Consider the following 22,495-nt stretch of genomic DNA (forward strand, 5'->3'; position numbering starts at 1 on the left):
ATACTAACTAATCAAAGCTAGTATGGCTGCAGCCGGTGAATGCTGCAAGCAGAGAAGGAGTGCTGAGAACTATGGACGTAACCGAAGGGGCTAATGCCGGCACGGATGGGGAGATTTTCCCGGATGTGGTGAAGCCGCAGACCAGCGAGCCTGTTCTTCCGGGAAGCGCGGGAATTGTGAAGGAGCTGGGCCAGACCATCGTACCAACCGGGGAGCCGGACATCTTTTGCATGACAATTATCGGACAGATTGAAGGACATTTCGTACTGCCTCCGCATAATAAAACCACTAAATACGAGCATATTATTCCGCAGCTGGTGGCTGCCGAGCAGAGCAAAACGATCAAAGGGCTGCTGATTATCCTGAATACAGTCGGCGGTGATGTAGAAGCGGGTCTGGCGATTGCGGAAATGATAGCTTCGCTGTCCAAGCCTACGGTGACGGTGGTGATTGGCGGAGGCCACAGCATCGGGGTGCCGGTTGCGGTAGCCTCCAGCTACTCCATTATCGCCGAAAGCGCGACGATGACCATCCATCCTATACGAATGAACGGTCTGGTCATCGGAGTGCCGCAGACCTTCGAGTATATGGAGCGGATGCAAGAGAGGATGGTGAGGTTTGTAACCTCCCACTCACGGATTTCCGAGCAGCAGTTCAAGGATCTGATGTTCCGGACAGGCGAGCTGAACCGGGATATCGGCACTGCCGTCGGAGGCTATGACGCGGTCAAATACGGATTGATGGATGAGGTGGGGGGAATAGGGGCGGCGCTGTCCCGTTTGAACGGAATGATCGCCGGAGAAATTATACAGTCGCCGGAACCGCTCAAGCAAGGAGGGCTGACACAATGACCTTGTACACCGTAATTCCGATGGAGCAGGTGTTTGAAGGGGCGATTCAGCTCACGCAGCCGCTGGAGGAGATTAACTTTCAGGGCCTGCTGATGCAGGTGGAGCCGCTGGAGCGCGGACAGGCGCGCATTGTCAGGCTGCTGGATTGTCCGCTTGAGAAATATCTGGACCCGGCATTGTCACCGGGAGCGATTATCAGCAGGAATTCTTGAATTCCGTCTCCCCGGACCTTTGTCAGGAATGCGAACAGGGTACCAGAAAGATGCATTTTCTGACAAAAGAGAACATAGGTACGCCACGCCATTATATGGTATAATATTGTTCCGGGGGTGGCTGGTGTGGCTAAACGAAGAAAGAAAAAGAAAAAAGCGCTGCTCGGCAGCGTTTTAAAATATGAAATTTACGGAATTATGCTGATCACAATATCCGTCATTGCATTATCCGGTGAGGCGGCGGTAGGACGCTCCCTTTCCAATATGGCAGGGTATTTATTCGGGAGATTCTATTTTGTGCTGCCGCTCGTCGGTATTTTCTACGGATTGATGGTAATGATTCACAGAAAGTGGCCTTCTAACTGGAACAGCCGCCATTCCGGCGCGCTGCTGCTGGTGCTGTCCATGTGCCTGATGAGTACGATCTCGGCTATGGAACAGAAGCTGGGACCCTTGTCGATGCTGCATCCGGGCAATGTGCTTGCACAAATACATAATGATTTGTCAGGCTCGCTGTCATCCGGTTCCAGCGGCAGTGATGTATATATGCTTGGCAAAGATATCAGCGGGGGATATCTGGGGGCACTGGAATATGCGGCATTGCTGTGGCTGTTCGGCAGCCTGGGGGCCAAGCTGCTGATGATTGTCATGCTGGCGATCAGCTTCATGCTGATTACGAACCTCTCCTACGTTGAGCTGTTCACGCTGCTGAGGGTCCGGCTGGTGAAGCTTGTGGAGGGCCTCCGGCTAAAAACAGCCAACCGGCCCGCCGCGGTTCCCGTGGCCTCAAGAGCTTCAAGATCCGGCAGAACGCCTGCTCCGCAGCCGGTGCAGGCTGCGGCCGATGAGGAAGAGGACGAGCTGCAGCTTCCAAGCCGCAGCCAGCCGCAGTTCCTGAGGAGAATTGCCGGCTGGTTCAGCGGTGCGCCTAGGGCTGGACAGCCTGCCGGCGAAGCTGAGACAGAGGAAGAGGATGTGGTGCTGGCAGGCACGCACACCGATCCCATTATTTCAGGTCTTCCTCTGGAGGAATTGTCCCAGCTGAATGACGATGAGGATTATCTTGGGGATGATACCGAGCCGGTAACTCCGATTATCCGCGATTTCTTCGAGCATATCCGTTCCGAAGGACTGAATGCGGAAGACCGGGAAGATTGGAGCGAGTTCTCTCCTGCGGCGCGCAGCGTAGCGGCCAGGGATGCCCATTCCGGCACAGCTCCGCATCCGCATGGCGGCTCCCCCTCTGCAGAGGGGGAGCTCTCGGAAGAGGAGCTGGCTCCGCTTGAGCTGAACGGATTGCTGGAATCGACTGAGGGCGGAGAGCCCGTTCCTGCACCGCTTCCGCCGCCGCCCAAACCGTATAAGCTGCCTTCGTTCCGTCTGCTGGCCAAGCCGAATAACGGAGCCAAGGCGGGCGACCAGAACGATTACATGCAGACGGCGCGCAAGCTGGAAGCCACGCTGGAGAGCTTTGGCGTAAGGGCGAAGGTGCTTGAGGTTGTTAGAGGGCCGGCGGTTACGCGTTATGAAATACAGCCGGATATCGGGGTCAAGGTCAGCCGGATTGTTAATCTGACTGATGATATCGCGCTTGCTCTGGCCGCCAAGGATATCCGCATGGAGGCGCCGATTCCGGGCAAGTCCGCCATCGGGATCGAAGTGCCGAATTCTGAAGTGTCGGTCGTCACAATGCGCGAGGTGATGGAAACCCAGATTTTCCAGGATGCCGAATCCAGATTGTCGATTGCGTTCGGGCGCGATATTTCCGGCCAGACGATTGTCGGCAATCTGGCCAAGATGCCCCATTTGCTGGTTGCAGGAGCAACAGGTTCCGGCAAGTCGGTGTGTATTAACGGCATCATTACCAGTATTCTATATAAGGCCAAGCCAAATGAGGTTAAATTCCTGATGGTTGACCCCAAGATGGTTGAGCTTAATGTATATAACGGGATTCCCCATCTGCTCGCTCCGGTGGTTACAGATCCGAAGCGTGCAAGTCTGGCCTTGAAGAAGATTGTGGTCGAAATGGAGAAAAGATACGAGCTGTTCTCCAAATCCGGCACACGCAACGTAGAAGGCTACAATAATCTGATGAAGGATAATCCGGCTGCGGTGCTGCCCTACATTGTTGTTATTGTGGACGAGCTTGCCGATCTCATGATGGTTGCGGCCAGCGATGTGGAGGATGCCATTTGCCGTCTGGCGCAGATGGCCCGTGCCGCAGGGATTCACTTAATTATTGCGACCCAGCGTCCGTCGGTCGATGTCATCACCGGGCTGATCAAAGCGAATATTCCTTCGCGTATCGCATTTGGCGTATCCTCCAATGTGGATTCGCGGACCATTCTGGATATGCCGGGTGCAGAGAAGCTGCTGGGCCGGGGGGATATGCTGTTCCTGCCGATGGGCGCTTCCAAGCCGATACGCGTCCAGGGTGCTTTTATGAGCGACCAGGAAGTGGAAACCATTGTCCAGTATGTCAGCAGCCAGGGGGAGGCCAATTATGACGAATCGATTGTCCCTGAGGTGGATGATGCGGTGACGGAAGACCAGGAGCCGCAGGATGAATTGTATGAGCAGGCGGTTCAAATTGTGCTTGAAGCGAAGCAAGCTTCTGTATCATTGCTTCAGCGGCGCATGCGTGTGGGTTATACGCGCGCGGCACGTCTGATCGATGCCATGGAAGCGCGGAGCGTAATCGGGCCTTACGAGGGCAGCAAGCCCCGTGAGGTGTTAATGTCGCTGGAGCAGTATCAGAATAACCGGATCAGTTCATAAATTTGCAAATATCCTTTTCGATCCCAAGCCCCTTTCCTAGATGGAAGGGGGTTTTTGGCTGTGCGGAGCATGGGCAAGAAGAGGCGGAGCCTCTTTAATCGGAACCGGTAATGCATAGGATGCCCTGCCAGTCGTCATAATAACTTTAGCCATCCATACAGAACTTACAAGAGAAAGGTAGAGCGATCCCCAATGAAAAAGCAGAAGCAGTGGATATTTGCCGCACTAACCCTTGCACTGGCAGCTGCACCGTTCACAGGCTTATTCTTTAAGGAGCATGGTGCAGCCTACGCAAATCAGAATAATAATGCAGCCGTTAGGATGGAGAACCCGGTGTCCGAGGAGGAGGCTTTACCGGCTTTCGGAACAACTCCGCTCAAGGTGGGTTCTTCCGGACAGGATGTCTATGAGCTGCAGGGAAGACTGAAGCACTTGGGATATTATGCCGGGGCCATTGACAGCCAATTTGGAACCAAAACCAAAAATGCGGTCACCTGGTTTCAATGGAAATTCGGCATGAAGGTAGACGGCATCGTCGGTGCAAAAACCAAGCTTAAGCTGTACAATGCCACCCAGGCCTGGAAGCCGACAGAGCCCTCAACCGGCACCGCTCAGAATAATGGCGGTACCGGCACTGCAGGCACCTCCAATTCCAATACGGCCGAGCTGACGTCAGGCAACACGATGGGCCTATCGGAGAATGATCTCAAAATTATGGCGAACGCGGTGTATGGCGAATCGCGCGGAGAGCCCTTTGAAGGCCAGGTGGCCGTAGCGGCAGTAATTCTGAACCGTGTGAAATCACCGAGCTTTCCGAACACTCCCTCCGGTGTGATCTTTCAGCCGGGCGCCTTCACGGCTGTAGCGGATGGACAGATTTATCTGGAGCCCAATGAACAGGCGCGCAAAGCCGTACAGCAGGCCTTGAACGGTTGGGACCCTTCCGGCGGCTGCATCTATTATTTCAATCCGAAGACCGCCACATCCAAATGGATTTGGACCCGTCCGCAGGTGAAGACCATCGGCCAGCATATTTTCTGCATGTAGCCGCAAGCCGGCAGCGTGCAATACACTTTCAGCAATAACAATCGACCAAGAGCAACCGGCAGCCTGCTTCCGGTTGCTTCCTTACTTTGGAATGGTTTAGAATGGATAATACTTCATAAACTTGTTGTAAAGAGAGTGGATTTAAGAAGCAGTTATCCCCGCCGCAAAGGAGTTTTGGACTTGACAAACAACGGATTTCAACATGGCAGCGCCGCAGGCATGCGCATTCACGTTCTGCCGACCAAGGCGTTCAAGACATTCGCCATCTCGCTCTATGCCGGCGTTCCGCTTGACGAAAGCACGGTTACCCCTACGGCGCTGGTTCCCTTTGTGCTGCGCAGAGGTACGGCGGCTTATCCCGAAACCACACAGTTCCGTGAACGTCTGGAGGAGCTGTACGGTGCCGGCTTCGGCTTCGACATTTATAAAAGAGGCGACTATCAGATCGTCCAGTTCCGCATGGACACCATTAATGATTCCTTCGTGCAGAGCAAGGAGAGCCTGCTGGGCGAGTCGTTTGCGTTCCTCGGGGATGTGCTGACGAAGCCGCTGCTGGAGGATGGGAGCTTCCGCGCTTCCTATGTGGCCACTGAACGCGAAACGGTGCGCAAGAAGCTGGAAGCCATCGTCAACGACAAAATCCGTTATGCGGCCGAACGCTGCATAGAGGAAATGTGCCGTCAGGAGCCTTACCGCCTTCACCCGCTGGGCCAAAGAGCCGATCTCGACGGAATTACGCCGGAATCGCTCTATGCGTCCTACAATTCCTGGCTGGGCGGAGCCATTCTTGATTTGTATGTGGTCGGAGACACTACGCCGGAGGAAGTGGAAAAGCTGGTGGTCCGCCATTTCGGCCGCGCTCCAGGCGAGCCGGCTGCGTATTCCTCCAATTTCGTGCCGGCAGCGGTTACGGAGGTCCGCACAGTGGAAGAGAAGCTTGATGTCAGTCAGGGCAAGCTGAACATGGGGCTCCGCACCTCGATTACCTACAAAGACGACCGGTATGCTTCCGCACTGATGTACAACGGCATCCTGGGCGGTTATCCGCATTCCAAGCTGTTTGTGAACGTGCGCGAGAAAGAGAGCCTGGCGTATTACGCCTCTTCGCGTTACGACGGCCACAAAGGCATCGGCACCATTCAATCGGGGATTGAAACGCAGAATTACGGCAAAGCCGTGGATATTATCCGCAAGCAGCTGGATGAACTGAAGGCAGGGAATATCAGCGGGCTGGAGCTGAGCCAGACCAAGGCGATGATCCGCAATCTGCTTTCTGAAATTCAGGATTCCGCCTTTGAGCTGATTTCCTTTGACTTTAACCGTGAGTTGTCCGGAAAAGACCGCTCAGCCCAGGAGCTGCTGGCCCAGGTGGACAGCACGGGAGCGGAAGATGTGAAGGCTGCGGCCGGCACCTTCGAGCTGGATACGATTTATTTCCTGACAGGGAAGGAGGAATAGCGGTGGAAAAGATCCATTACGAGAAACTTCAAGAAACGCTGTATCACGAGGTTATGGATAACGGTCTGCAGGTATATGTGCTGCCGAAGCCGGCTTTTCTCAAAACCTACGCCACCTTCGCAACCAAATACGGTTCTGTGGACAATCACTTTAAGGTCGCCGGGGGCGAAGAAACAACCGTGCCTGACGGCATAGCCCATTTTCTGGAGCACAAAATGTTCGAGGAGCCGGAAGGCGACATCTTTGCCACCTTTGCCTCCAACGGAGCTTCGGCGAATGCGTTCACCAGCTTTGATCAGACCGTATATCTCTTCTCGGCCACGGAAAATATCGAGACCAATCTCAGTACGCTTGTGGATTTCGTGCAGCGGCCTTATTTCACCGACGAGAACGTGGAGAAGGAAAAAGGCATCATCGGCCAGGAAATCAATATGTATGCGGATAATCCGGACTGGCGCGTCTATTTTGGCCTGATCGAAGCCATGTATGCCAAACATCCGGTCCATATCGATATTGCCGGCACCATCGAATCGATTGCCACGATCACCAAAGAAACGCTCTATACCTGCTACAATTCCTTTTACCATCCGAGCAATATGCTGCTGTTCGTTGTGGGCGGCGTTGATCCCGAGAAGGTGTTCGGGCTGATCCGCAGCAGCCAGAGCGGCAAGTCCTACGGCAAGCAGGGCGAGATTCAGCGCATCTTCGAGGAAGAGCCGGCTCAGGTGGCTGCAAAGGTCAAGAAAAGCAAGCTAGCCGTGTCTATGCCTAAGACGTTGTTCGGCTTCAAGGAGAAGGCGGAGGGGCTGACCGGAGAAGCGGCGGTCCGCCGCGATCTGACAACCAAGCTGATGCTGGACCTGCTGCTGGGCAGCAGTACACAGCTGTACCAGAAGCTGTATGACGAGGAACTGATCTCCGACAGCTTCGGGCATGAATTCAACAGTTCTCCGCAGTATGCCTTCTCGGCTATTGGCGGAGATACGAAGGACCCGGATCTGCTGCTGAAGCGGATTAAGGAAGAGATCAGCCTTGTGCTTGAGTCGGGCTTCGCGGAGAAGGATTTCGAGCGTGCCCGCAAAAAGAAAATCGGCGGCTATCTGCGGATGCTGAACTCGCCGGAGAGCATTGCCCATGAATTCACGCGTTACCAGTTCCGCGGAGGAGATCTTTTCGAAGTGCTTCCGCTCTATGAATCGATCACACTCGAGGAGGTCAACTCGCGCCTGCGCGCGCATGTGGACTGGGAGCAGCTCGCGGTGTCGCTTGTGGTGAGTCCTTAATGGCGCTTCCGGGAGAGAACAGCAAGCCGATAGGTGAAATGACAGTGCTCATCACCGGAGGCAGCGGCGGAATCGGGGGTGCCATCGCCGAGCGTTTTGCTTCTGTGGGAATGAACATTGTAATCCATTATATGAATTCGCACGAAGCGGCGAATGATGTGGCCCGGCGCTGCCTGGCGCTTGGGGCCAAGGTAATGACAGTGGCTGCGGATATGAAGGACCGCAGCCAGCTTGTGCGCATGGCGGAAAGGCTGGAGGCCAGCGGCATGCGGCCGGATATCCTTGTGAACAATGCCGGGAAGGCGCATTACGGAATGCTGGCCGATGTCACCGAGGAAGAATGGGACGGGATCATGGCGGTCAATCTGAAGGGCACCTTTTTGTGCACCCAGATTTTCATGCCCTTTATGGTTTCCCAGCGCTTTGGGCGGATTATCAATGTATCCTCCGTCTGGGGCATTTCCGGCGCCTCCTGCGAAGTGGCGTATTCCGCGAGCAAAGGCGGTGTGAATGCTTTTACCAAGGCGCTGGCCAAGGAGCTGGCCCCCTCCGGAGTCACAGTCAATGCTGTTGCGCCCGGAGCCGTCCACACGGCAATGCTGTCCAATCTGCAGGAGGATGAGGTGCGGATGCTGGAGGAGGAGATTCCGGCAGGACGTCTGGCCACGCCGGAGGAAATTTCCTCGCTGGTGTATTTTCTGGCGTTGCCTGAATCCGGTTATATCACCGGGCAGATTATCAGTCCGAACGGCGGCTGGATTACCTGAAGCCCCGCTGTGGACTGTTGTTTGGAGAAATGCTCCAGCATAAGATTCTCCGGGCTGAGACATATTATAACTGTTGCTTTTAAATCTCACGTAACCCACAACATTTTGAGGAGGATTTAAGATGTCAACAGACTCCGTAGTGAAAAACTTTGATACCTGGAAAAGCTTTTTGGGCGATCGGGTCATTCAGGCTGAAAAAATGGGGATGAGTGATGAAACCATTTCCAAGCTGGCTTTTGAAATCGGGGAATTCCTTGATAAAAAAGTCGATCCGGGCAACTATTCCAACCGGGCGATCAAAGAGCTGTGGGATGTCGGCACGGATGAAGAGAAGCATACGATTGCTTCCCTCATGGTCAAGCTGGCGAAGAAAAACGCATAGCTCGCGGAACTAGCTCCCCTCGCGGGAGCTTTTCTGCAATTATTACAGGACTGACCTTGCCTTTCAATTTTATTTTATATATCATTAACATGACCCATGTTTCAGAACACTTTGCCGAAGCCGGCTTTTTTTACGTCTGGCGCAAAGTTAAGGGAAAAGGAAATCTATGAGGTGTACAAGTGGAATATAAACAATGGTATATGGAGTACAAGATACATAAGAACAGACCCGGTCTGCTTGGCGATATCGCTTCAATGCTCGGAATGCTGGAGGTCAACATCCTGACCATCAACGGAGTGGAGGGCAAGACCCGCGGAATGCTGCTGGAAACAAGTGACGATGAAAAAATCATGCTGATGGGCGAAATGCTCAAAAAAGTTGATAATATAACGGTTACGGCTCTGCGTTCCCCACGGCTGGTAGACAAGCTGGCCGTCCGGCATGGACGCTATATTGACCGCGATTCGGATGACCGCAAGACATTCCGCTTCACCAGGGATGAGCTTGGACTGCTGGTTGATTTTCTGGGCGAGCTGTTCAAAAGGGAAGGCAACCAGGTTATCGGTCTTCGGGGCATGCCGCGTGTCGGCAAGACCGAATCGATTATCGCCGGAAGCGTCTGCGCCATGAAGCGCTGGACCTTTGTTTCCTCGACGCTTTTGCGGCAGACCGTACGCAGCCAGCTCGCCGAGGATGAAATGAATCCGCATAATGTTTTCATCATTGACGGCATTGTCAGCACGATCCGCTCCAATGAGAAGCATTATAATCTGCTGCAGAATGTGATGAACATGCCCAGCACGAAGGTGATTGAGCATCCGGATATTTTTGTGCGCGAATCCGAGTACAGCTATGATGATTTTGATATTATTATTGAGCTGCGCAACACACCGAACGAAGAGATATTGTACGACTCGTTCACGACGAGCTACAGTGATGATCTATAAAATACACATTAGGAGGTGATGGTATGTCGGAACTGGGCCGGCATTTGAAGGAGGCGCGTCTGCAAAAAGGGATGAGCCTTGATGATGTCCAGGAAGTAACGAAAATCCGCAAAAAATATTTGGAAGCCATCGAAGCGGGGGATTACAAGGTGCTGCCGGGAAGCTTTTATGTCCGGGCGTTTATCAAAACCTATGCGGAGGCCGTGGGTGTCAATCCTGATGAGCTGATGGAGGAGCACGGCAATGTGCCTGCAGCTCCGGTAGACACAACGATGGAAACGGTGATACAGAAACGCAGCCGCAGACCAGAGACGGAACGGAATGCGAAGTGGCTGCCAACGGTTCTGATGTGGACCTTTCCCGTATTGATTATCGTGGTGATCTATCTGTACGCTTCTTCCAACATGAACAAACCTGATCCGGACAAAGCGGAGCCGGCAAACCTGACTACCGCTACACAGGACCCTTCCAAGGTTCAGCCTTCGCCGACGGCGGAGGGCGGAGGTGTAGCAGCCCCTTCCGCTTCGGCAGGGGCTGACCCGGTTACGGCGACTCCGGAGGCGACGATTGCTCCTACAGCTACACCGCTTCCAACGACACAGGAGGTTACTGTTACAGAGGACCGGAAATCGGGCAAAACGACGGTGTACAAGGTTTCAGCGCCTGCCGGCAGCGCCGTTCAGGTCGAGATCGCAGCCACTGGAGTAAGCTGGCTTGAGGTATACAAGGGCGAGAATTCCAAGGGCGAGAAGCTCAGCTTCGGCAATACCGCCGCCGGCGACAATATGAGCTTCACTCTGGACAGCGAAGGGATGTACATCAAGTCCGGGTATTCTCCGGCTACCGAAATTACAGTCAATGGGCAAGTCGTCACCGACGGCAAGACCTCTTCCCGTCTTCTTTTGGAGCTGGATGACGGCCCGGCGGCTACCGGGACCGGAGCAGGCAACAGCGAAACGGAGTGAAGCCAGGACAAGGCTTTTGACCGGGCGGGCACAGCTGCTTAATAAAAAGGGTTGGATGTATAGACTTTGGCTTTTTGGAGAACCTAAGACTGATTTACAGTTCTTACGCCAAAGTGAGGTGTATTCTCTTATGACCGTTAGCTGGATCGTAACAGGGCTGGGGATTATCGTCAGTCTCCTGGGATACTATTTGACGCCGGGTGCCTGGGGATATGGAATCCTGGGTTTCGGACTGGCGCATATCTATCTGGGAATTCTGGACATGTTCCGGACCCCCGGACGCAGCAGACAGTAGCCCGCATGCAGCGTCTCCCGAGCCTTTGATCCGGGGGACGCGTTTTTCTTAAAAGATAAACCCCCATGCCGCTGCGCGGCATCACTGAGGAATGAAATATCGCTGCGGCCGCATTATTACAGGGCGGAATTTATAGGCTTGGCATACTTAATTATCCTTCTATTTCTCGCTGAAACACCCCGTCCCTCTTTAAGGACGGCGAAGCCGTTTCCACTTGCGTAGGATATACGTAGGCTTTTGGAGTGGACGCTCCGCGAACGGAGCGTTGTTCCAATATCTGTGCTCTCCAGATTTTTTCATTCCCCTTAGCGGTGAAAATCCGGAGACCCAGGCTGCCGCTGTTCCGCGGGTCCGTCCGCTCTGCTGTTTAAGCGGGAGGCGGTTCTGTAATCTTAAAAAAACACAATAAAGAAACTTAATGTATAGGAATGGAACCGGAGAACCGGAACAAGCTGATGGAACGCAAGGTAGAGATTCATACGGGACTGAAGCGAAGTGTAAAAAGTACCACTAATGGGCTGGAATTCTGGATTTAACGGGCTTTAGTGGGATTTTGTACACTTCATGGAGGCCCACTCGCTCCATATGGCTGATTTCAGCCAAATTAGTTGTACTTTTTCTCACTAGGGATGATCCGGAATCCGAATGCGGTGGATTAGTTATCCTTTTTCCCACTAAAATGGCTGCCCTTTGGAAGAATGGTTCAAGTTCAGCTTAATGTAGGCGTATTCCCCTGAAAGGGAGAGAAACGGATCGATTAGGGAGCCTTTTTCCCGCTAACCCTTGCGAAAAAGCGGCTGGGGGAATATGAAGTGACCTCTTCCACCTGGCTCCCCGCCTGGCTTCAGCAGGCAGCCTTACACCTGGAATGCAAACAGCTGCGCTGCCCGGTCAAGGACGGCGAAGCCGTTTCTGCTTGAAAGATAAGAATGTATATGTTCTGGGGTCCCCGCAAAGTACCTGAGTCATCATCGAAGCCAAGGCCCCACTTTGTGGGGTTATTTTGTGTACTGGCAAGGCTCCACTTTGTGGGGCTGTTTTGTATTTCGGGCGGCCTGGCCCTGCCATAATTAGACTTAAGAGTTCCTTTCTCATATAATAGGAAAAGAATATTTGCATACAAAGGAAGTGGATTAATGAGTTCGGAAAGTTCATTTGACATCGTATCCAAGATGGATATGCAGGAGTTGACCAACGCCGTTCACCAGACGGAGAAGGAGATCGACAACCGCTTTGACTTCAAGAACAGCAAGAGCAGTCTGAAGCTGGAGAAGGACGCGCTTATCATCGCTTCAGAGGATGAATACAAGCTGAATGCCGTCATTGATATTTTACAGTCAAAGATGGTCAAACGCGGAATTACGCTCAAGAATCTCGATTTTGGCAAGATCGAGCCGGCATCGATGGGAACTGTACGCCAGCGCCTGGGTCTCAAGCAGGGGATTGACCAGGAGAATGCCAAAAAAATCAATATTCTGATCCGTGATTCCAAATTGAAGGTGAAGAGCCAGATCCAAGGGGACCAGATCCGCGTAACCGGCAAAAGCCGTGATGATCTGCAGCAGATTATACAGCTTCTGCGCAAAGCGGATTTGCCGCTGGATTTGCAGTTCAACAACTTAAAGTAAGATTTCGTACCCCGCACTGCTTGCGCTTTCTTGCCTGCGGGGTGCTTTGTGTTTTTTTGACACCTACATAGGGCTATAATATACTTGCTTAAGCAGTTTTTAAGAAAATAGTGGAATATTCGGATTCGTATGGATCAAGGGAGGAACTTCTGTGAATTTGCCTAACCGAATTACGCTTGCCCGTATTTGCCTCATCCCGATTATGATGTTTTTCCTGCTGGTGAATTTCAGCTTTTATCCGGAACCGATTCATTGGGGCTCGTTCCAGCTCTCCGTTAACCATCTGATCGCGGCTGTGATCTTTCTGCTTGCGGCCAGCACGGATGGAATAGACGGCTACATCGCCCGGAAATACAACATGGTCACCAATCTCGGCAAGCTGCTCGATCCGCTTGCGGACAAGCTGCTGGTCTCCGCTGTGCTGATTTCCCTGGTGGAGCTGGGCAGATGCGACTCATGGATCGCCATCGTTATTATCAGCCGCGAGTTTGCCGTAACCGGCCTGCGCCAGATAGCGCTTCTCGACGGCAAAGTGGTTGCCGCCAGCAAATGGGGCAAGATAAAGACAGTGATTCAGATTGTGGCGATTTCACTGCTGCTGCTCAACAACTTTCCGTTTCAATTCGTCAGCATTCCTGTAGATGATATTGCCATCTGGGCGGCGGCGCTCGTTACCATCTATTCAGGTATTGACTATTTCGTGAAAAACAAGGATTTGCTGCAGCTTCATAACGCATAACCTTACAGCGCAGATAATTCACCTAACTCTATATTCAGGAGGAGAAAGCCAGCTATGAAAGCGGAAATAATTGCCGTCGGCACAGAGCTTTTGCTCGGGCAGATCGTGAACAGCAATGCCCAGTTTCTATCGATAGAGCTGGCGGCGCTTGGAATTGATGTCTATTTTCAGACGGTCGTCGGGGACAACAGCAGCCGCCTCCAGCAGGCGATCGAGATTGCCCGCAGCCGTGCGGATGTGATTTTGTTCACCGGCGGGATTGGCCCGACCGAAGACGATCTTACCAAAGACGCGCTTGCAGCCTCCCTGGGCCGCAGCTTGCATACCGACCAGCTTGCCATGGATCATGTTCAGCGTTTTTTTGATGAACGCAAGATTGTAATGACCGAGAACAACCGCAAGCAGGCACTCATCATTGATGGAGCAACACCGCTTCCGAATGAAACCGGTCTGGCTGTCGGTCTTGCCTTTGCCGAGGAGGACAAGCATTACATTGTGCTTCCCGGACCTCCGCGTGAGATGAAGCCCATGTTCACAGGCCAGGCCAAGCCCTGGCTGCTGCAGCATGCGCTGACCGGTGAAATGCCGATATATTCCAAAATGCTTAAGTTCGCCGGTATCGGAGAGTCGCTTCTTGAGGACAAGCTGATTGATCTGATCCGGGGCCAGAGTGATCCTACTATTGCCCCCTATGCCAAGGAGGGCGAGGTGACAGTGCGAATCTCCACCAAAGCCCCTTCGGAACGGGAGGCCATGCAGAAGCTTGGAGTGCTGGAAAAAACCATTCAGGAGATCCTGCCGGAGCATATGTATGCCAATATAGATGTGCCGCTGGAGCAGCTGATTGTGGACTGGATGGCAGATGCCGGCTTGACCTTAAGCGCGGCGGAGAGCTGTACCGGCGGTCTGCTGATGGAGAGCATTACGAATATTCCGGGCAGCGCCTCCATGTTTCTCGGTGGAATTGTATGCTATTCCAACGATATGAAGAAGAAGCTGCTGAACGTGCCCGCGGCCTTGCTGGAGGGGCCGGATGCACCGGGAGCGGTCAGCAGGGAAGTGGCCGTGGTGCTGGCGGAGCAGGTGAGAATGATCGCCGACAGTGACTTCGGGCTGTCGGTTACGGGGGTGGCCGGCCCGGGATATTCGGAACGCAAGCCGGTAGGACTTGTATTTGTGGGTCTGGCGGAACGCGGCTGTCCTACGGAGGTTTATGAGCTTAACCTCAAAGGCACGCGCGAGAACATCCGGCTGCGGACCGTCAAGGCGCTGCTGTACCGTCTCTGGCGCAGGCTGGAGGAACGCAAGGTGGCTACACCGCTTGAAGGGTCAGCCTTGCAATAACCTTTCCGTCCGGTATATAATTCAAGCATACGGAAGAACCGTGGCACTGAGATTTCCTTGCTGCGGTTTTTTGTTTTTTCTGTCCCTTGTAAGGAAGGCACTGTCCGGCACCCGGTGAATGAATATTCCGGCATAATTCCAGATCGGTAAGGAGGCTTACAATAAAAGGGAGTATCAGCCCCCGGGACAGAAAAAACGAATGTATGTTCGAAAAAAAGCTTGGCAAGACCCCGAAAACACGTTATTATATTAACTATAAACAGTGAAGGAAGTGGTCTGATTGTCAGATCGTCGTGCGGCGCTTGATATGGCGCTTCGTCAAATAGAAAAACAATTCGGTAAAGGTTCGATCATGAAATTGGGAGAATCCACTCATATGAAAGTGGAAGTCGTGCCTAGCGGATCTTTGGCACTTGATATTGCATTAGGCATTGGCGGACTTCCCAAGGGTCGTATTATTGAGGTATATGGACCGGAGTCTTCCGGTAAGACAACCGTTGCCCTGCACGCAATTGCGGAAGTGCAGAAGGCAGGTGGACAAGCTGCATTTATCGATGCCGAGCATGCGCTTGATCCCAAATACGCCAATGCGCTTGGCGTTAACATCGATGAGCTGCTGCTGTCCCAGCCGGATACAGGTGAACAGGCTTTGGAAATCGCCGAAGCCCTTGTCCGCAGCGGCGCGGTTGACATCATCGTAGTAGACTCAGTGGCTGCATTGGTTCCGAAAGCGGAAATCGAAGGCGACATGGGGGATTCCCATGTAGGCCTGCAGGCCCGCCTGATGTCCCAGGCTTTACGGAAGCTGTCGGGGGCAATCAACAAGTCGAATACGATTGCTATCTTTATCAACCAGCTGCGTGAGAAGATCGGCGTGATGTTCGGTAACCCGGAAACGACACCTGGCGGCCGGGCATTGAAATTCTACTCTTCCGTGCGTCTCGATGTGCGCCGCGTAGAGAGCATCAAGATGGGCAACGATGTTGTGGGTAACCGCACGAAGATCAAAGTGGTGAAGAACAAGGTAGCGCCTCCGTTCAAGCAGGCAGATGTAGACATTATGTATGGAGAAGGCATTTCCCGTGAAGGAAGCCTTGTGGATATCGGCACGGAAATGGATATCGTGAACAAGAGCGGTGCTTGGTATTCCTACGAGGGTGAGCGTCTTGGACAAGGCCGCGAGAACTCCAAGCAGTTCCTGAAGGAACATCAGGATATTGCCCTGCTGATTGAGAACAAGATTCGTGAAGCGAGCAATTTGTCAACGCTTGTGGCTGCGCCAAGTGAGTCCGAGGCAGCGGCAGAGCAAGAGGAAGAAGAGAAGCTGCTGCTTGAAATTGAATAGCTTGATATGCAATCTTTTGAAATTGAATACTATATAAGTGAACTTCAGAATTTAACCTGATGCCGTGGTGAAATCCTTGGCTTGCAAGGAATACACGAGCCACCTTGCCGTAATTTTTAAGTTCAGCTTATCTAGGTAAGATACCGGGCGCCCTGTGACTGATTACAGCAGGGCGCTTTTTCGTAAATCAAATAAGACTTGTGACCGCAACGAGGTGATTAGGCAGCGATGGTAATACAATTGAATCCCGAACCTGAAGAGCAGGACGAGCAGGCGCTGGCCGATTTTCCGGCGGATGAACTGCTGGTGATTACACGAGTGGAGCGCCGGAAGAAGTCTGACCGCCGCTATATCATTCATTTTGGCGCACATCCTATGACTGTTCATGAAGATGTCATGATTAAGTACCGGATGATTACCGGGAGTTCCTTCATGAAAGCCGATCTGGAGGAAATTGTTGTTGCGGATGAACGGCAGCGGGCTTATGTTGAGGGCCTGCGGTATTTGGAACGCAAGCCGCGGACATCCCAGGAGATGGCGCGCCGTTTACGGGAGAAGGAAATAGGAGAGACTATAATTGCCGAAGTTCTGCTGCGCCTGCAGCAGGAGCGTCTGCTGGATGATCCCCTGTATGCCAAGCAATGGGCGGAGCAGCGCATTACGAATCAGCGCAAAGGCAAGCTGTGGATCCGCCAGGAGCTGCGCGAGAAGGGAATCGACAAATCGCTCATTTCCGAGGCGCTGGAGAATATTACTCCTGAGCAGGAGCTGGAAAGTGCTCTGCAGACGGGACGGAAGAAATGGAATTTGATCTCCGGTGATGTGAATGACAAGCGCAGGAAAACCGGAGCGTTTCTCATGCGGCGGGGGTTTTCCGGGGATATGGTCCGGCAGGTGCTGGGCATTTTGCGTGAGGAAGAGGATTTTGAAGGCGAAGAAGAGGAATTTTACTTCCCTGACTGATTGTCTTGACTTTAATGCGGTTATCGTCTCTCTTGACAATGTCTTTTTATAAATAATAAAATATAACATGAATCGGCATAAATAAGAATCCTTTTTCCTTCCCAAAAAGCAGACTCTTATGGTGCGGTTCGCGTACAACTCATATGAAATGTAATCGCCGGATAAGGCGGGCAGTGTGCATGTGCAGCATGTGCAGTATGGCAATCGGTGTATTACCGGTTTTTTGTATGGTGATGAACGGATTAGTTTAACAACTGCACAAATTCCCAAGGCCTGTTCTTGGAGGAACCAACGAGGAGGTGAACAGAATGCCTACCGCAATCTGGGTCATAATCGTTCTCGTTGTAGCTGCAATATTCTTTGGATTCGGTTATTTTATTCGTAAATCCCTTGCAGAAGCTAAGATTTCCAGTGCTGAGAAAGAAGCCGTAGTCATCGTGGAGACCGCGAAGAAAGAGGCAGAAGCGCTGAAGAAGGAAACGGTACTTGAAGCTAAGGACGAAGTCCATAGAATCCGCACCGAAGCTGATAAAGAAACTCGTGAGCGCCGGAATGAAATCCAACGGCAAGAGAGACGTTTGCTGCAAAAGGAAGAATCGCTGGATAAAAAAATGGAATCGCTCGAACGAAAAGAAGAACAAGTAGCTAACAAAGAGAAACGAATTGACGAAACGCAGCAGCAAATTGATGTTATTTACAAGAACCAAGTCACTGAACTGGAACGCATTTCCAATCTGAGCATCGATGATGCCAGAAGTATCATTCTCAGCAATGTTGAGCAGGAAGTTCGCCACGAAACCGCCCAGATGATCAAGGAAATTGAGCAGCAGGCCAAAGAAGAAGCGGACAAGAAAGCCCGTGAAATTATTACTTTGGCGATCCAGCGCTGCGCAGCCGATCATGTGGCGGAAACCACCGTGTCGGTCGTAACACTGCCTAATGAAGAGATGAAGGGCCGGATTATCGGCCGTGAAGGCCGCAATATTCGTGCACTGGAAACTCTCACTGGTATTGATCTCATCATTGATGATACGCCGGAAGCGGTTATACTCTCAGGCTTTGATCCGATTCGCCGCGAAGTGGCCCGTACGGCACTTGAGAAGCTTGTTGCTGATGGACGTATCCATCCGGCCCGAATCGAGGAAATGGTCGAGAAGTCCCGTAAGGAAGTGGATGAACGGATTCGCGAATACGGTGAACAAGCTACCTTCGAGGTTGGCGTTCACGGCTTGCATCCGGATCTGATCAAAATCCTGGGCCGTCTGAAATTCCGTACGAGCTATGGTCAAAACGTACTCAAGCACTCCATGGAGGTTGCTTATTTGACTGGACTTATGGCCGGTGAGCTTGGGGAAGACATCGTGCTTGCAAAACGCGCCGGGCTGCTGCATGATATCGGCAAAGCGCTGGATCATGAGGTGGAAGGTTCGCACGTGGAAATCGGTGTCGAACTGGCGAAGAAATACAAGGAACATCCGGTGGTTATCAACAGCATCGCTTCCCATCACGGGGACTGCGAAGCTACCTCGGTTATCGCCATGCTGGTTGGAGCAGCCGATGCTTTGTCGGCCGCACGCCCCGGTGCACGCCGCGAAACCCTGGAAACGTATATCAAGCGTCTGGAAAAGCTGGAGGAAATCTCCGAATCCTTCGAAGGCGTGGAGAAATCCTATGCCATTCAAGCGGGCCGCGAGGTTCGTGTGATGGTTCAGCCTGAGAAGATCGACGATGCCGAAGCTTTCCGTCTGGCACGCGACATTACGAAGATGATTGAGAGTGAGCTGGATTATCCGGGTCATATCAAGGTTACGGTAATCCGTGAGACACGGGCAGTAGAATACGCTAAATAATCAGGAAATCGGCCCCTCTGCGGGGCCTTTTTTCTTTCAGGAGGAGAACATCATTAAAGTTTTATTTATTGGCGACATTTGTGGGAATACAGGCAGAAAAGCGCTGCGCGAAATGCTGCCCTCCCTGAAGGATAAATATCAGCCGCATATTATCATCGTGAATGGAGAGAACGCCGCTGCCGGCAGAGGCATCACCTCGGCGATTGCCAATGAATTCTTCAATTGGGGGGTCCATGGCATTACGATGGGCAATCATACGTGGGACAACAAGGATATATTTGAATTTATCGACGATGAGCCGCGCCTTATCCGTCCGGCTAATTTCCCTCCCGGAACACCGGGCCGCGGGCATACAGTGATCAAAGCGAACGGGAAGCAGCTCGCCATTGTCAATCTGCAGGGGCGTACGTTTTTGCCTGCCATTGATGACCCGTTCCGGATTGGTGAAGAGATTGTGGAAGAGCTGCGGCAAAAGCATAAGTGCATTCTTGTCGATTTTCATGCCGAAGCCACCTCCGAGAAGATTGCGATGGGTTACTTCATGGATGGACAGGCCTCGATTGTGGTCGGAACACATACGCATGTGCAGAGCAATGACGAGGTTATCCTGCCGGGAGGGACCGCATATTTAACTGATGCCGGGATGGTTGGTTCAAGAGAAGGAATTTTGGGTATGGAAAAGGATGCGGTGTTGTATAAATTCACTACCCAGCTTCCGGCAAGATTTGTGGTGGATGAAGGCAAATGGCAGCTGCATGGCTTGTTCGCAGAGCTTGACGAGGCTACAGGGAAGGCAACCCGTGTGGAGAAGATCCGGCTGCGCGAAGGCGATTGGATAATGAGCTAGGCTAAGGTACAATTCAATAGGTTTGTTGGGAAATATCTTTGGGTTTGGGTTGAGTGTGATTTTTATTATATCGAAAAAGAGTATCTTTTGTCCTAATTTCTCCGGAATGGTCCGCAAAAAGAAGGAATTAATTCTTCTAACGCGAATAACATCTACAGTAGTGGAAGAACACCATCATTTTCCCAGGGGAGGTACTTACTATGGATGTATTAAAAGTATCAGCTAAATCCAATCCAAATTCCGTTGCCGGCGCGTTAGCAGGTGTTCTTCGTGAACGCGGATCGGCCGAGCTGCAAGCCATTGGAGCCGGAGCACTGAACCAAGCCGTCAAAGCAGTTGCCATTGCCCGGGGATTTGTCGCACCAAGCGGCGTCGATTTGATCTGCATCCCGGCTTTTACAGACATAGTGATTGATGGAGAGGATCGGACCGCGATTAAACTGATTGTAGAGCCCAGATAATAGATAGCCTTAAGCAGATGCTTCCGAAGCGGGTTTTGCGTGAAGCGAAATCGTTGAAGTCATCCGCGTAAAACTATGAGAATGAACCTGTTTACTTCGGTGAGCAGGTTTTTTGCTGTGAATCGAGCAGAAACGCTCGCTGTCCTTGAAGGGTGCAATATACATCCGGAGCAGTGATCCGCAATTTGCCTTAAGGCATCCGTTTCAGCGAGAAACAGAAGGATAATGGATAGCGTGAAGCCTGTAAATTCTTCTGTCTCAAGAAATTAGGTGCTCCCGGTTGAATGAAGCGATGCTGTGGCATAAGCATTATAGTAGGCCCAATGCGGATATGGCAAAATAGAGCAGCGGACATTCATGCCGCCCGTTCGCGGCACTTCAGACAATGCTTCCATAACAAGTCCTCCGTTCGGACACCGATATTTCAGGACAGAAAGTGAGGTTTATACGCTGGTGGAAAATAGAAATAGGCAATTGAAGGTAGCGGACTTTCACTGTGATGTGCTCAGCAAGCTGCAGGCATCGCCGGAGATAGATTTCAGGCAGGACAGCCGGCTGGATGTGACCCTGGAGCGGTTGCTGGCGGGGGGTGTCGAACTGCAGGTTTTTGCCATTTATCTTTCGGTGCTGCGGGAAAAAGCGGACTTTGAACGTATTCTTGGACAAATTGAAGCTTTCCGGAATAAAGTAGCAGGTCCTGGAGGCCTCCAGTGGCTGCGCTGGAAGGAAGAGGCGGCAGAGCTGGCCGATACACCCGCTGTCCGGGGAATGCTCTCCCTGGAAGGTGTAGACGGTCTGGAGGGCAATCTGTTCTATGCCCAGTTATGCTTTGAGCTGGGAGTGCGTTTCTTCGGGATTACCTGGAATTATGCCAACTGGGCGGCGGATGGCGTGCTGGAGCAGCGGAACGGCGGTTTTACAGAGCAGGGACGGAAGCTGGTTGACTGGTGCAACGCAAGCGGAATGCTGCTGGATGTGTCGCATCTCGCGCCTGCCGGGTTCTGGGAGCTTGCGGAACGGAGTGAGCGGCCGTTCATTGCTTCGCATTCCAACACCGCCGCTGTATGCGGACACCCGCGCAATCTGAGCGACGGGCAGATTCAGGCATTGGTCGCTATGGATGGGAGGATCGGGCTGACGTTTGTCCCCTGGTTTGTCCGCGACGGAGGAGAAGCGAAGGCGGAGGATATTTTGCGGCATATCGAGCATGTCTGTTCTTTCGGCGGTTCCCGGCACATTATGTTCGGCTCGGATTTTGACGGCATTGAATCTTGGGTGGAAGGGCTGGAGCATCCGGGCAAATATACGGAATTCGCCGAGCTGCTGCTGGCCCGTTATCCGGAGGAAGAGGTGAAGGGCTGGCTGTACGGCAATGCCCAGGCCTTTCTCGCAAAACATCTGCCGTCGTTGAACGGAAAGACCTGACCGCCGCAAGTGGCGATTTCTTGACAATCCACTTCCAAAGTCGTAAAATGCGGAAAAAAGGACCCTCTATGTGACGGGGGTCTTTTTATTTTCAGAGAAATAGATGTATAATGTTCAATGGCTTGTACAGATACCAGAGAAAATACAAGGAGTGACTTTACAATGAGCAAGACTGTATCCGTAGGTGTGTCGGCCCGACATATTCACCTTACGCAGGAGCACGTAGAAGCGCTGTTTGGCCCAGGATATCAATTGACTGAGTTCAAACCGCTTTCCCAACCCGGACAATTTGCAGCAAACGAGCAGGTAGCCGTGATTGGCACCAAAGGAAAATTTGACAAGGTCAGAATTCTTGGTCCTGTCCGTCCGGCCTCGCAGCTCGAGGTTTCCCGCACTGACGCATTCAGCCTCGGCGTGAAAGCCCCTGTCCGCGAATCCGGCCACATTGAAGGCACGCCAGGCATTACGGTCAAAGGACCTGCCGGCGAAATTGAGCTGGAAACAGGTGTGATTGTGGCAGCCCGCCACATCCATCTCCATACTTCGGAAGCTGAAGCTTGGGGCATTGCCGACAAGCAGCTGCTGAAGGTGCGCCTTGGCGGCGAACGCGGCCTGGTACTTGAGAACGTGATTGCCCGTGTATCCGACAACTTTGCACTCGACATGCATATTGACACTGACGAAGCCAACGCTGCAGGTGCCAGCAACGGCGATACTGCTGAAATTGTGGATTAGTCTTAATCCTTTATAAGATTGAAGGAGCGGGGGAGCAATCCTCCGCTTTTTTGTGCGCCTCACAGTCGCACCATCTAGGTGGTTCAAGTCCACCCGGTAACTTTACCCTTTAAAGTGCCGTAGCCGAAGTAGATATCCGGGCAACCGAAGGTTGCCCGGATAGGCAGGGTGTC

At 52.4% G+C, this 22,495-nt stretch carries 22 protein-coding genes; 21 read left to right on the plus strand and 1 reads right to left on the minus strand.

The features are described from left to right. Window positions 1–71: 71 nt before the first annotated feature. From HYD27_RS18290 to HYD27_RS18380, 19 genes are all read left to right on the plus strand, one after another. Window positions 72–851, plus strand: coding sequence for a ClpP family protease (locus HYD27_RS18290; protein ID WP_219217539.1), 780 nt, complete (start codon window positions 72–74; stop codon window positions 849–851). Next, a complete protein-coding gene (locus HYD27_RS18295) occupies window positions 848–1,063 on the plus strand; it encodes a YlzJ-like family protein (RefSeq protein ID WP_219217541.1) in 216 nt (71 codons plus the stop codon). Before HYD27_RS18290 ends, HYD27_RS18295 begins: the two co-directional genes overlap by 4 nt. Window positions 1,064–1,189: 126 nt before the next feature. Further along, on the plus strand, window positions 1,190–3,841 hold the full coding sequence (locus HYD27_RS18300; RefSeq protein WP_219217544.1) for an FtsK/SpoIIIE family DNA translocase: 2,652 nt from the start codon (window positions 1,190–1,192) through the stop codon (window positions 3,839–3,841). Between the two features lie 192 nt (window positions 3,842–4,033). Next, window positions 4,034–4,888, plus strand: coding sequence for a spore cortex-lytic enzyme (gene sleB, locus HYD27_RS18305; protein ID WP_219217545.1), 855 nt, complete (start codon window positions 4,034–4,036; stop codon window positions 4,886–4,888). Between the two features lie 219 nt (window positions 4,889–5,107). Next, a complete protein-coding gene (yfmF, locus tag HYD27_RS18310) occupies window positions 5,108–6,346 on the plus strand; it encodes an EF-P 5-aminopentanol modification-associated protein YfmF (protein ID WP_375373929.1) in 1,239 nt (412 codons plus the stop codon). Window positions 6,347–6,348: 2 nt separating this feature from the next. Next, window positions 6,349–7,629, plus strand: coding sequence for an EF-P 5-aminopentanol modification-associated protein YfmH (gene yfmH, locus HYD27_RS18315; RefSeq protein WP_219217549.1), 1,281 nt, complete (start codon window positions 6,349–6,351; stop codon window positions 7,627–7,629). Then, a complete protein-coding gene (ymfI, locus tag HYD27_RS18320) occupies window positions 7,629–8,396 on the plus strand; it encodes an elongation factor P 5-aminopentanone reductase (protein WP_219217550.1) in 768 nt (255 codons plus the stop codon). The genes yfmH and ymfI overlap by 1 nt, the downstream gene beginning before the upstream one ends. Window positions 8,397–8,517: 121 nt before the next feature. Then, a complete protein-coding gene (locus tag HYD27_RS18325) occupies window positions 8,518–8,778 on the plus strand; it encodes a DUF3243 domain-containing protein (RefSeq protein ID WP_219217552.1) in 261 nt (86 codons plus the stop codon). Window positions 8,779–8,957: 179 nt separating this feature from the next. Next, window positions 8,958–9,725 (plus strand): DUF3388 domain-containing protein, encoded by a 768-nt coding sequence (locus HYD27_RS18330; protein ID WP_219217554.1) that lies wholly within the window; start codon window positions 8,958–8,960, stop codon window positions 9,723–9,725. 23 nt (window positions 9,726–9,748) lie between these two features. Next, on the plus strand, window positions 9,749–10,690 hold the full coding sequence (locus HYD27_RS18335; RefSeq protein ID WP_219217556.1) for a helix-turn-helix domain-containing protein: 942 nt from the start codon (window positions 9,749–9,751) through the stop codon (window positions 10,688–10,690). Between the two features lie 130 nt (window positions 10,691–10,820). After that, window positions 10,821–10,985: a hypothetical protein gene (locus tag HYD27_RS18340; protein ID WP_219217558.1), complete on the plus strand. Its 165-nt coding sequence runs from the start codon at window positions 10,821–10,823 to the stop codon at window positions 10,983–10,985. 1,136 nt (window positions 10,986–12,121) lie between these two features. Continuing rightward, window positions 12,122–12,613, plus strand: coding sequence for a YajQ family cyclic di-GMP-binding protein (locus tag HYD27_RS18345; protein WP_219217560.1), 492 nt, complete (start codon window positions 12,122–12,124; stop codon window positions 12,611–12,613). Window positions 12,614–12,764: 151 nt separating this feature from the next. Beyond that, window positions 12,765–13,352: a CDP-diacylglycerol--glycerol-3-phosphate 3-phosphatidyltransferase gene (gene pgsA, locus HYD27_RS18350; RefSeq protein ID WP_219217561.1), complete on the plus strand. Its 588-nt coding sequence runs from the start codon at window positions 12,765–12,767 to the stop codon at window positions 13,350–13,352. Between the two features lie 54 nt (window positions 13,353–13,406). After that, the gene (locus tag HYD27_RS18355) at window positions 13,407–14,696 is read left to right on the plus strand and encodes a competence/damage-inducible protein A (RefSeq protein ID WP_219217563.1); all 1,290 of its coding nucleotides are present in this window, start codon (window positions 13,407–13,409) and stop codon (window positions 14,694–14,696) included. Window positions 14,697–14,976: 280 nt separating this feature from the next. Continuing rightward, window positions 14,977–16,041: a recombinase RecA gene (recA, locus tag HYD27_RS18360; protein ID WP_219217565.1), complete on the plus strand. Its 1,065-nt coding sequence runs from the start codon at window positions 14,977–14,979 to the stop codon at window positions 16,039–16,041. 228 nt (window positions 16,042–16,269) lie between these two features. After that, a complete protein-coding gene (locus HYD27_RS18365; protein ID WP_219217567.1) occupies window positions 16,270–17,004 on the plus strand; it encodes a regulatory protein RecX in 735 nt (244 codons plus the stop codon). Between the two features lie 308 nt (window positions 17,005–17,312). Continuing rightward, a complete protein-coding gene (rny, locus tag HYD27_RS18370) occupies window positions 17,313–18,854 on the plus strand; it encodes a ribonuclease Y (RefSeq protein ID WP_219217569.1) in 1,542 nt (513 codons plus the stop codon). 52 nt (window positions 18,855–18,906) lie between these two features. Continuing rightward, complete coding sequence (locus HYD27_RS18375) at window positions 18,907–19,701, plus strand: TIGR00282 family metallophosphoesterase (protein WP_219217578.1); 795 nt, start codon at window positions 18,907–18,909, stop codon at window positions 19,699–19,701. A 200-nt stretch (window positions 19,702–19,901) separates the two neighbouring features. Continuing rightward, complete coding sequence (locus HYD27_RS18380) at window positions 19,902–20,162, plus strand: stage V sporulation protein S (protein ID WP_019910496.1); 261 nt, start codon at window positions 19,902–19,904, stop codon at window positions 20,160–20,162. A gap of 266 nt (window positions 20,163–20,428) precedes the next feature. Here HYD27_RS18380 and HYD27_RS32435 read toward each other — a convergent pair whose 3' ends face one another. Next, entirely contained in the window at window positions 20,429–20,557 is a 129-nt protein-coding gene (locus HYD27_RS32435; RefSeq protein WP_255596478.1) for a hypothetical protein, read from the minus strand. A 58-nt stretch (window positions 20,558–20,615) separates the two neighbouring features. Between HYD27_RS32435 and HYD27_RS18385 the strand changes: the two genes are divergently transcribed. Both HYD27_RS18385 and pduL read left to right on the plus strand, forming a co-directional pair. Further along, entirely contained in the window at window positions 20,616–21,587 is a 972-nt protein-coding gene (locus tag HYD27_RS18385; protein WP_309242090.1) for a dipeptidase, read from the plus strand. A gap of 162 nt (window positions 21,588–21,749) precedes the next feature. Then, a complete protein-coding gene (pduL, locus tag HYD27_RS18390; protein ID WP_219217572.1) occupies window positions 21,750–22,322 on the plus strand; it encodes a phosphate propanoyltransferase in 573 nt (190 codons plus the stop codon). Window positions 22,323–22,495 lie beyond the last annotated feature (173 nt).

The organism is Paenibacillus sp. S150 (genome assembly GCF_019352175.1).
Lineage (GTDB): Bacteria > Bacillota > Bacilli > Paenibacillales > Paenibacillaceae > Paenibacillus_AQ.

Bases quoted from the DNA above. Each gene is read 5' to 3' on its own strand.
- HYD27_RS18290 (WP_219217539.1), top strand. From the start codon at position 72: ATGGACGTAACCGAAGGGGCTAATGCCGGCACGGATGGGGAGATTTTC.
- HYD27_RS18295 (WP_219217541.1), top strand. From the start codon at position 848: ATGACCTTGTACACCGTAATTCCGATGGAGCAGGTGTTTGAAGGGGCG.
- sleB (WP_219217545.1), top strand. From the start codon at position 4,034: ATGAAAAAGCAGAAGCAGTGGATATTTGCCGCACTAACCCTTGCACTG.
- yfmF (WP_375373929.1), top strand. From the start codon at position 5,108: ATGCGCATTCACGTTCTGCCGACCAAGGCGTTCAAGACATTCGCCATC.
- ymfI (WP_219217550.1), top strand. From the start codon at position 7,629: ATGGCGCTTCCGGGAGAGAACAGCAAGCCGATAGGTGAAATGACAGTG.
- HYD27_RS18325 (WP_219217552.1), top strand. From the start codon at position 8,518: ATGTCAACAGACTCCGTAGTGAAAAACTTTGATACCTGGAAAAGCTTT.
- HYD27_RS18335 (WP_219217556.1), top strand. From the start codon at position 9,749: ATGTCGGAACTGGGCCGGCATTTGAAGGAGGCGCGTCTGCAAAAAGGG.
- HYD27_RS18340 (WP_219217558.1), top strand. From the start codon at position 10,821: ATGACCGTTAGCTGGATCGTAACAGGGCTGGGGATTATCGTCAGTCTC.
- HYD27_RS18345 (WP_219217560.1), top strand. From the start codon at position 12,122: ATGAGTTCGGAAAGTTCATTTGACATCGTATCCAAGATGGATATGCAG.
- HYD27_RS18355 (WP_219217563.1), top strand. From the start codon at position 13,407: ATGAAAGCGGAAATAATTGCCGTCGGCACAGAGCTTTTGCTCGGGCAG.
- HYD27_RS18365 (WP_219217567.1), top strand. From the start codon at position 16,270: ATGGTAATACAATTGAATCCCGAACCTGAAGAGCAGGACGAGCAGGCG.
- rny (WP_219217569.1), top strand. From the start codon at position 17,313: ATGCCTACCGCAATCTGGGTCATAATCGTTCTCGTTGTAGCTGCAATA.
- HYD27_RS18380 (WP_019910496.1), top strand. From the start codon at position 19,902: ATGGATGTATTAAAAGTATCAGCTAAATCCAATCCAAATTCCGTTGCC.
- HYD27_RS32435 (WP_255596478.1), bottom strand. From the start codon at position 20,557: ATGGAAGCATTGTCTGAAGTGCCGCGAACGGGCGGCATGAATGTCCGC.
- pduL (WP_219217572.1), top strand. From the start codon at position 21,750: ATGAGCAAGACTGTATCCGTAGGTGTGTCGGCCCGACATATTCACCTT.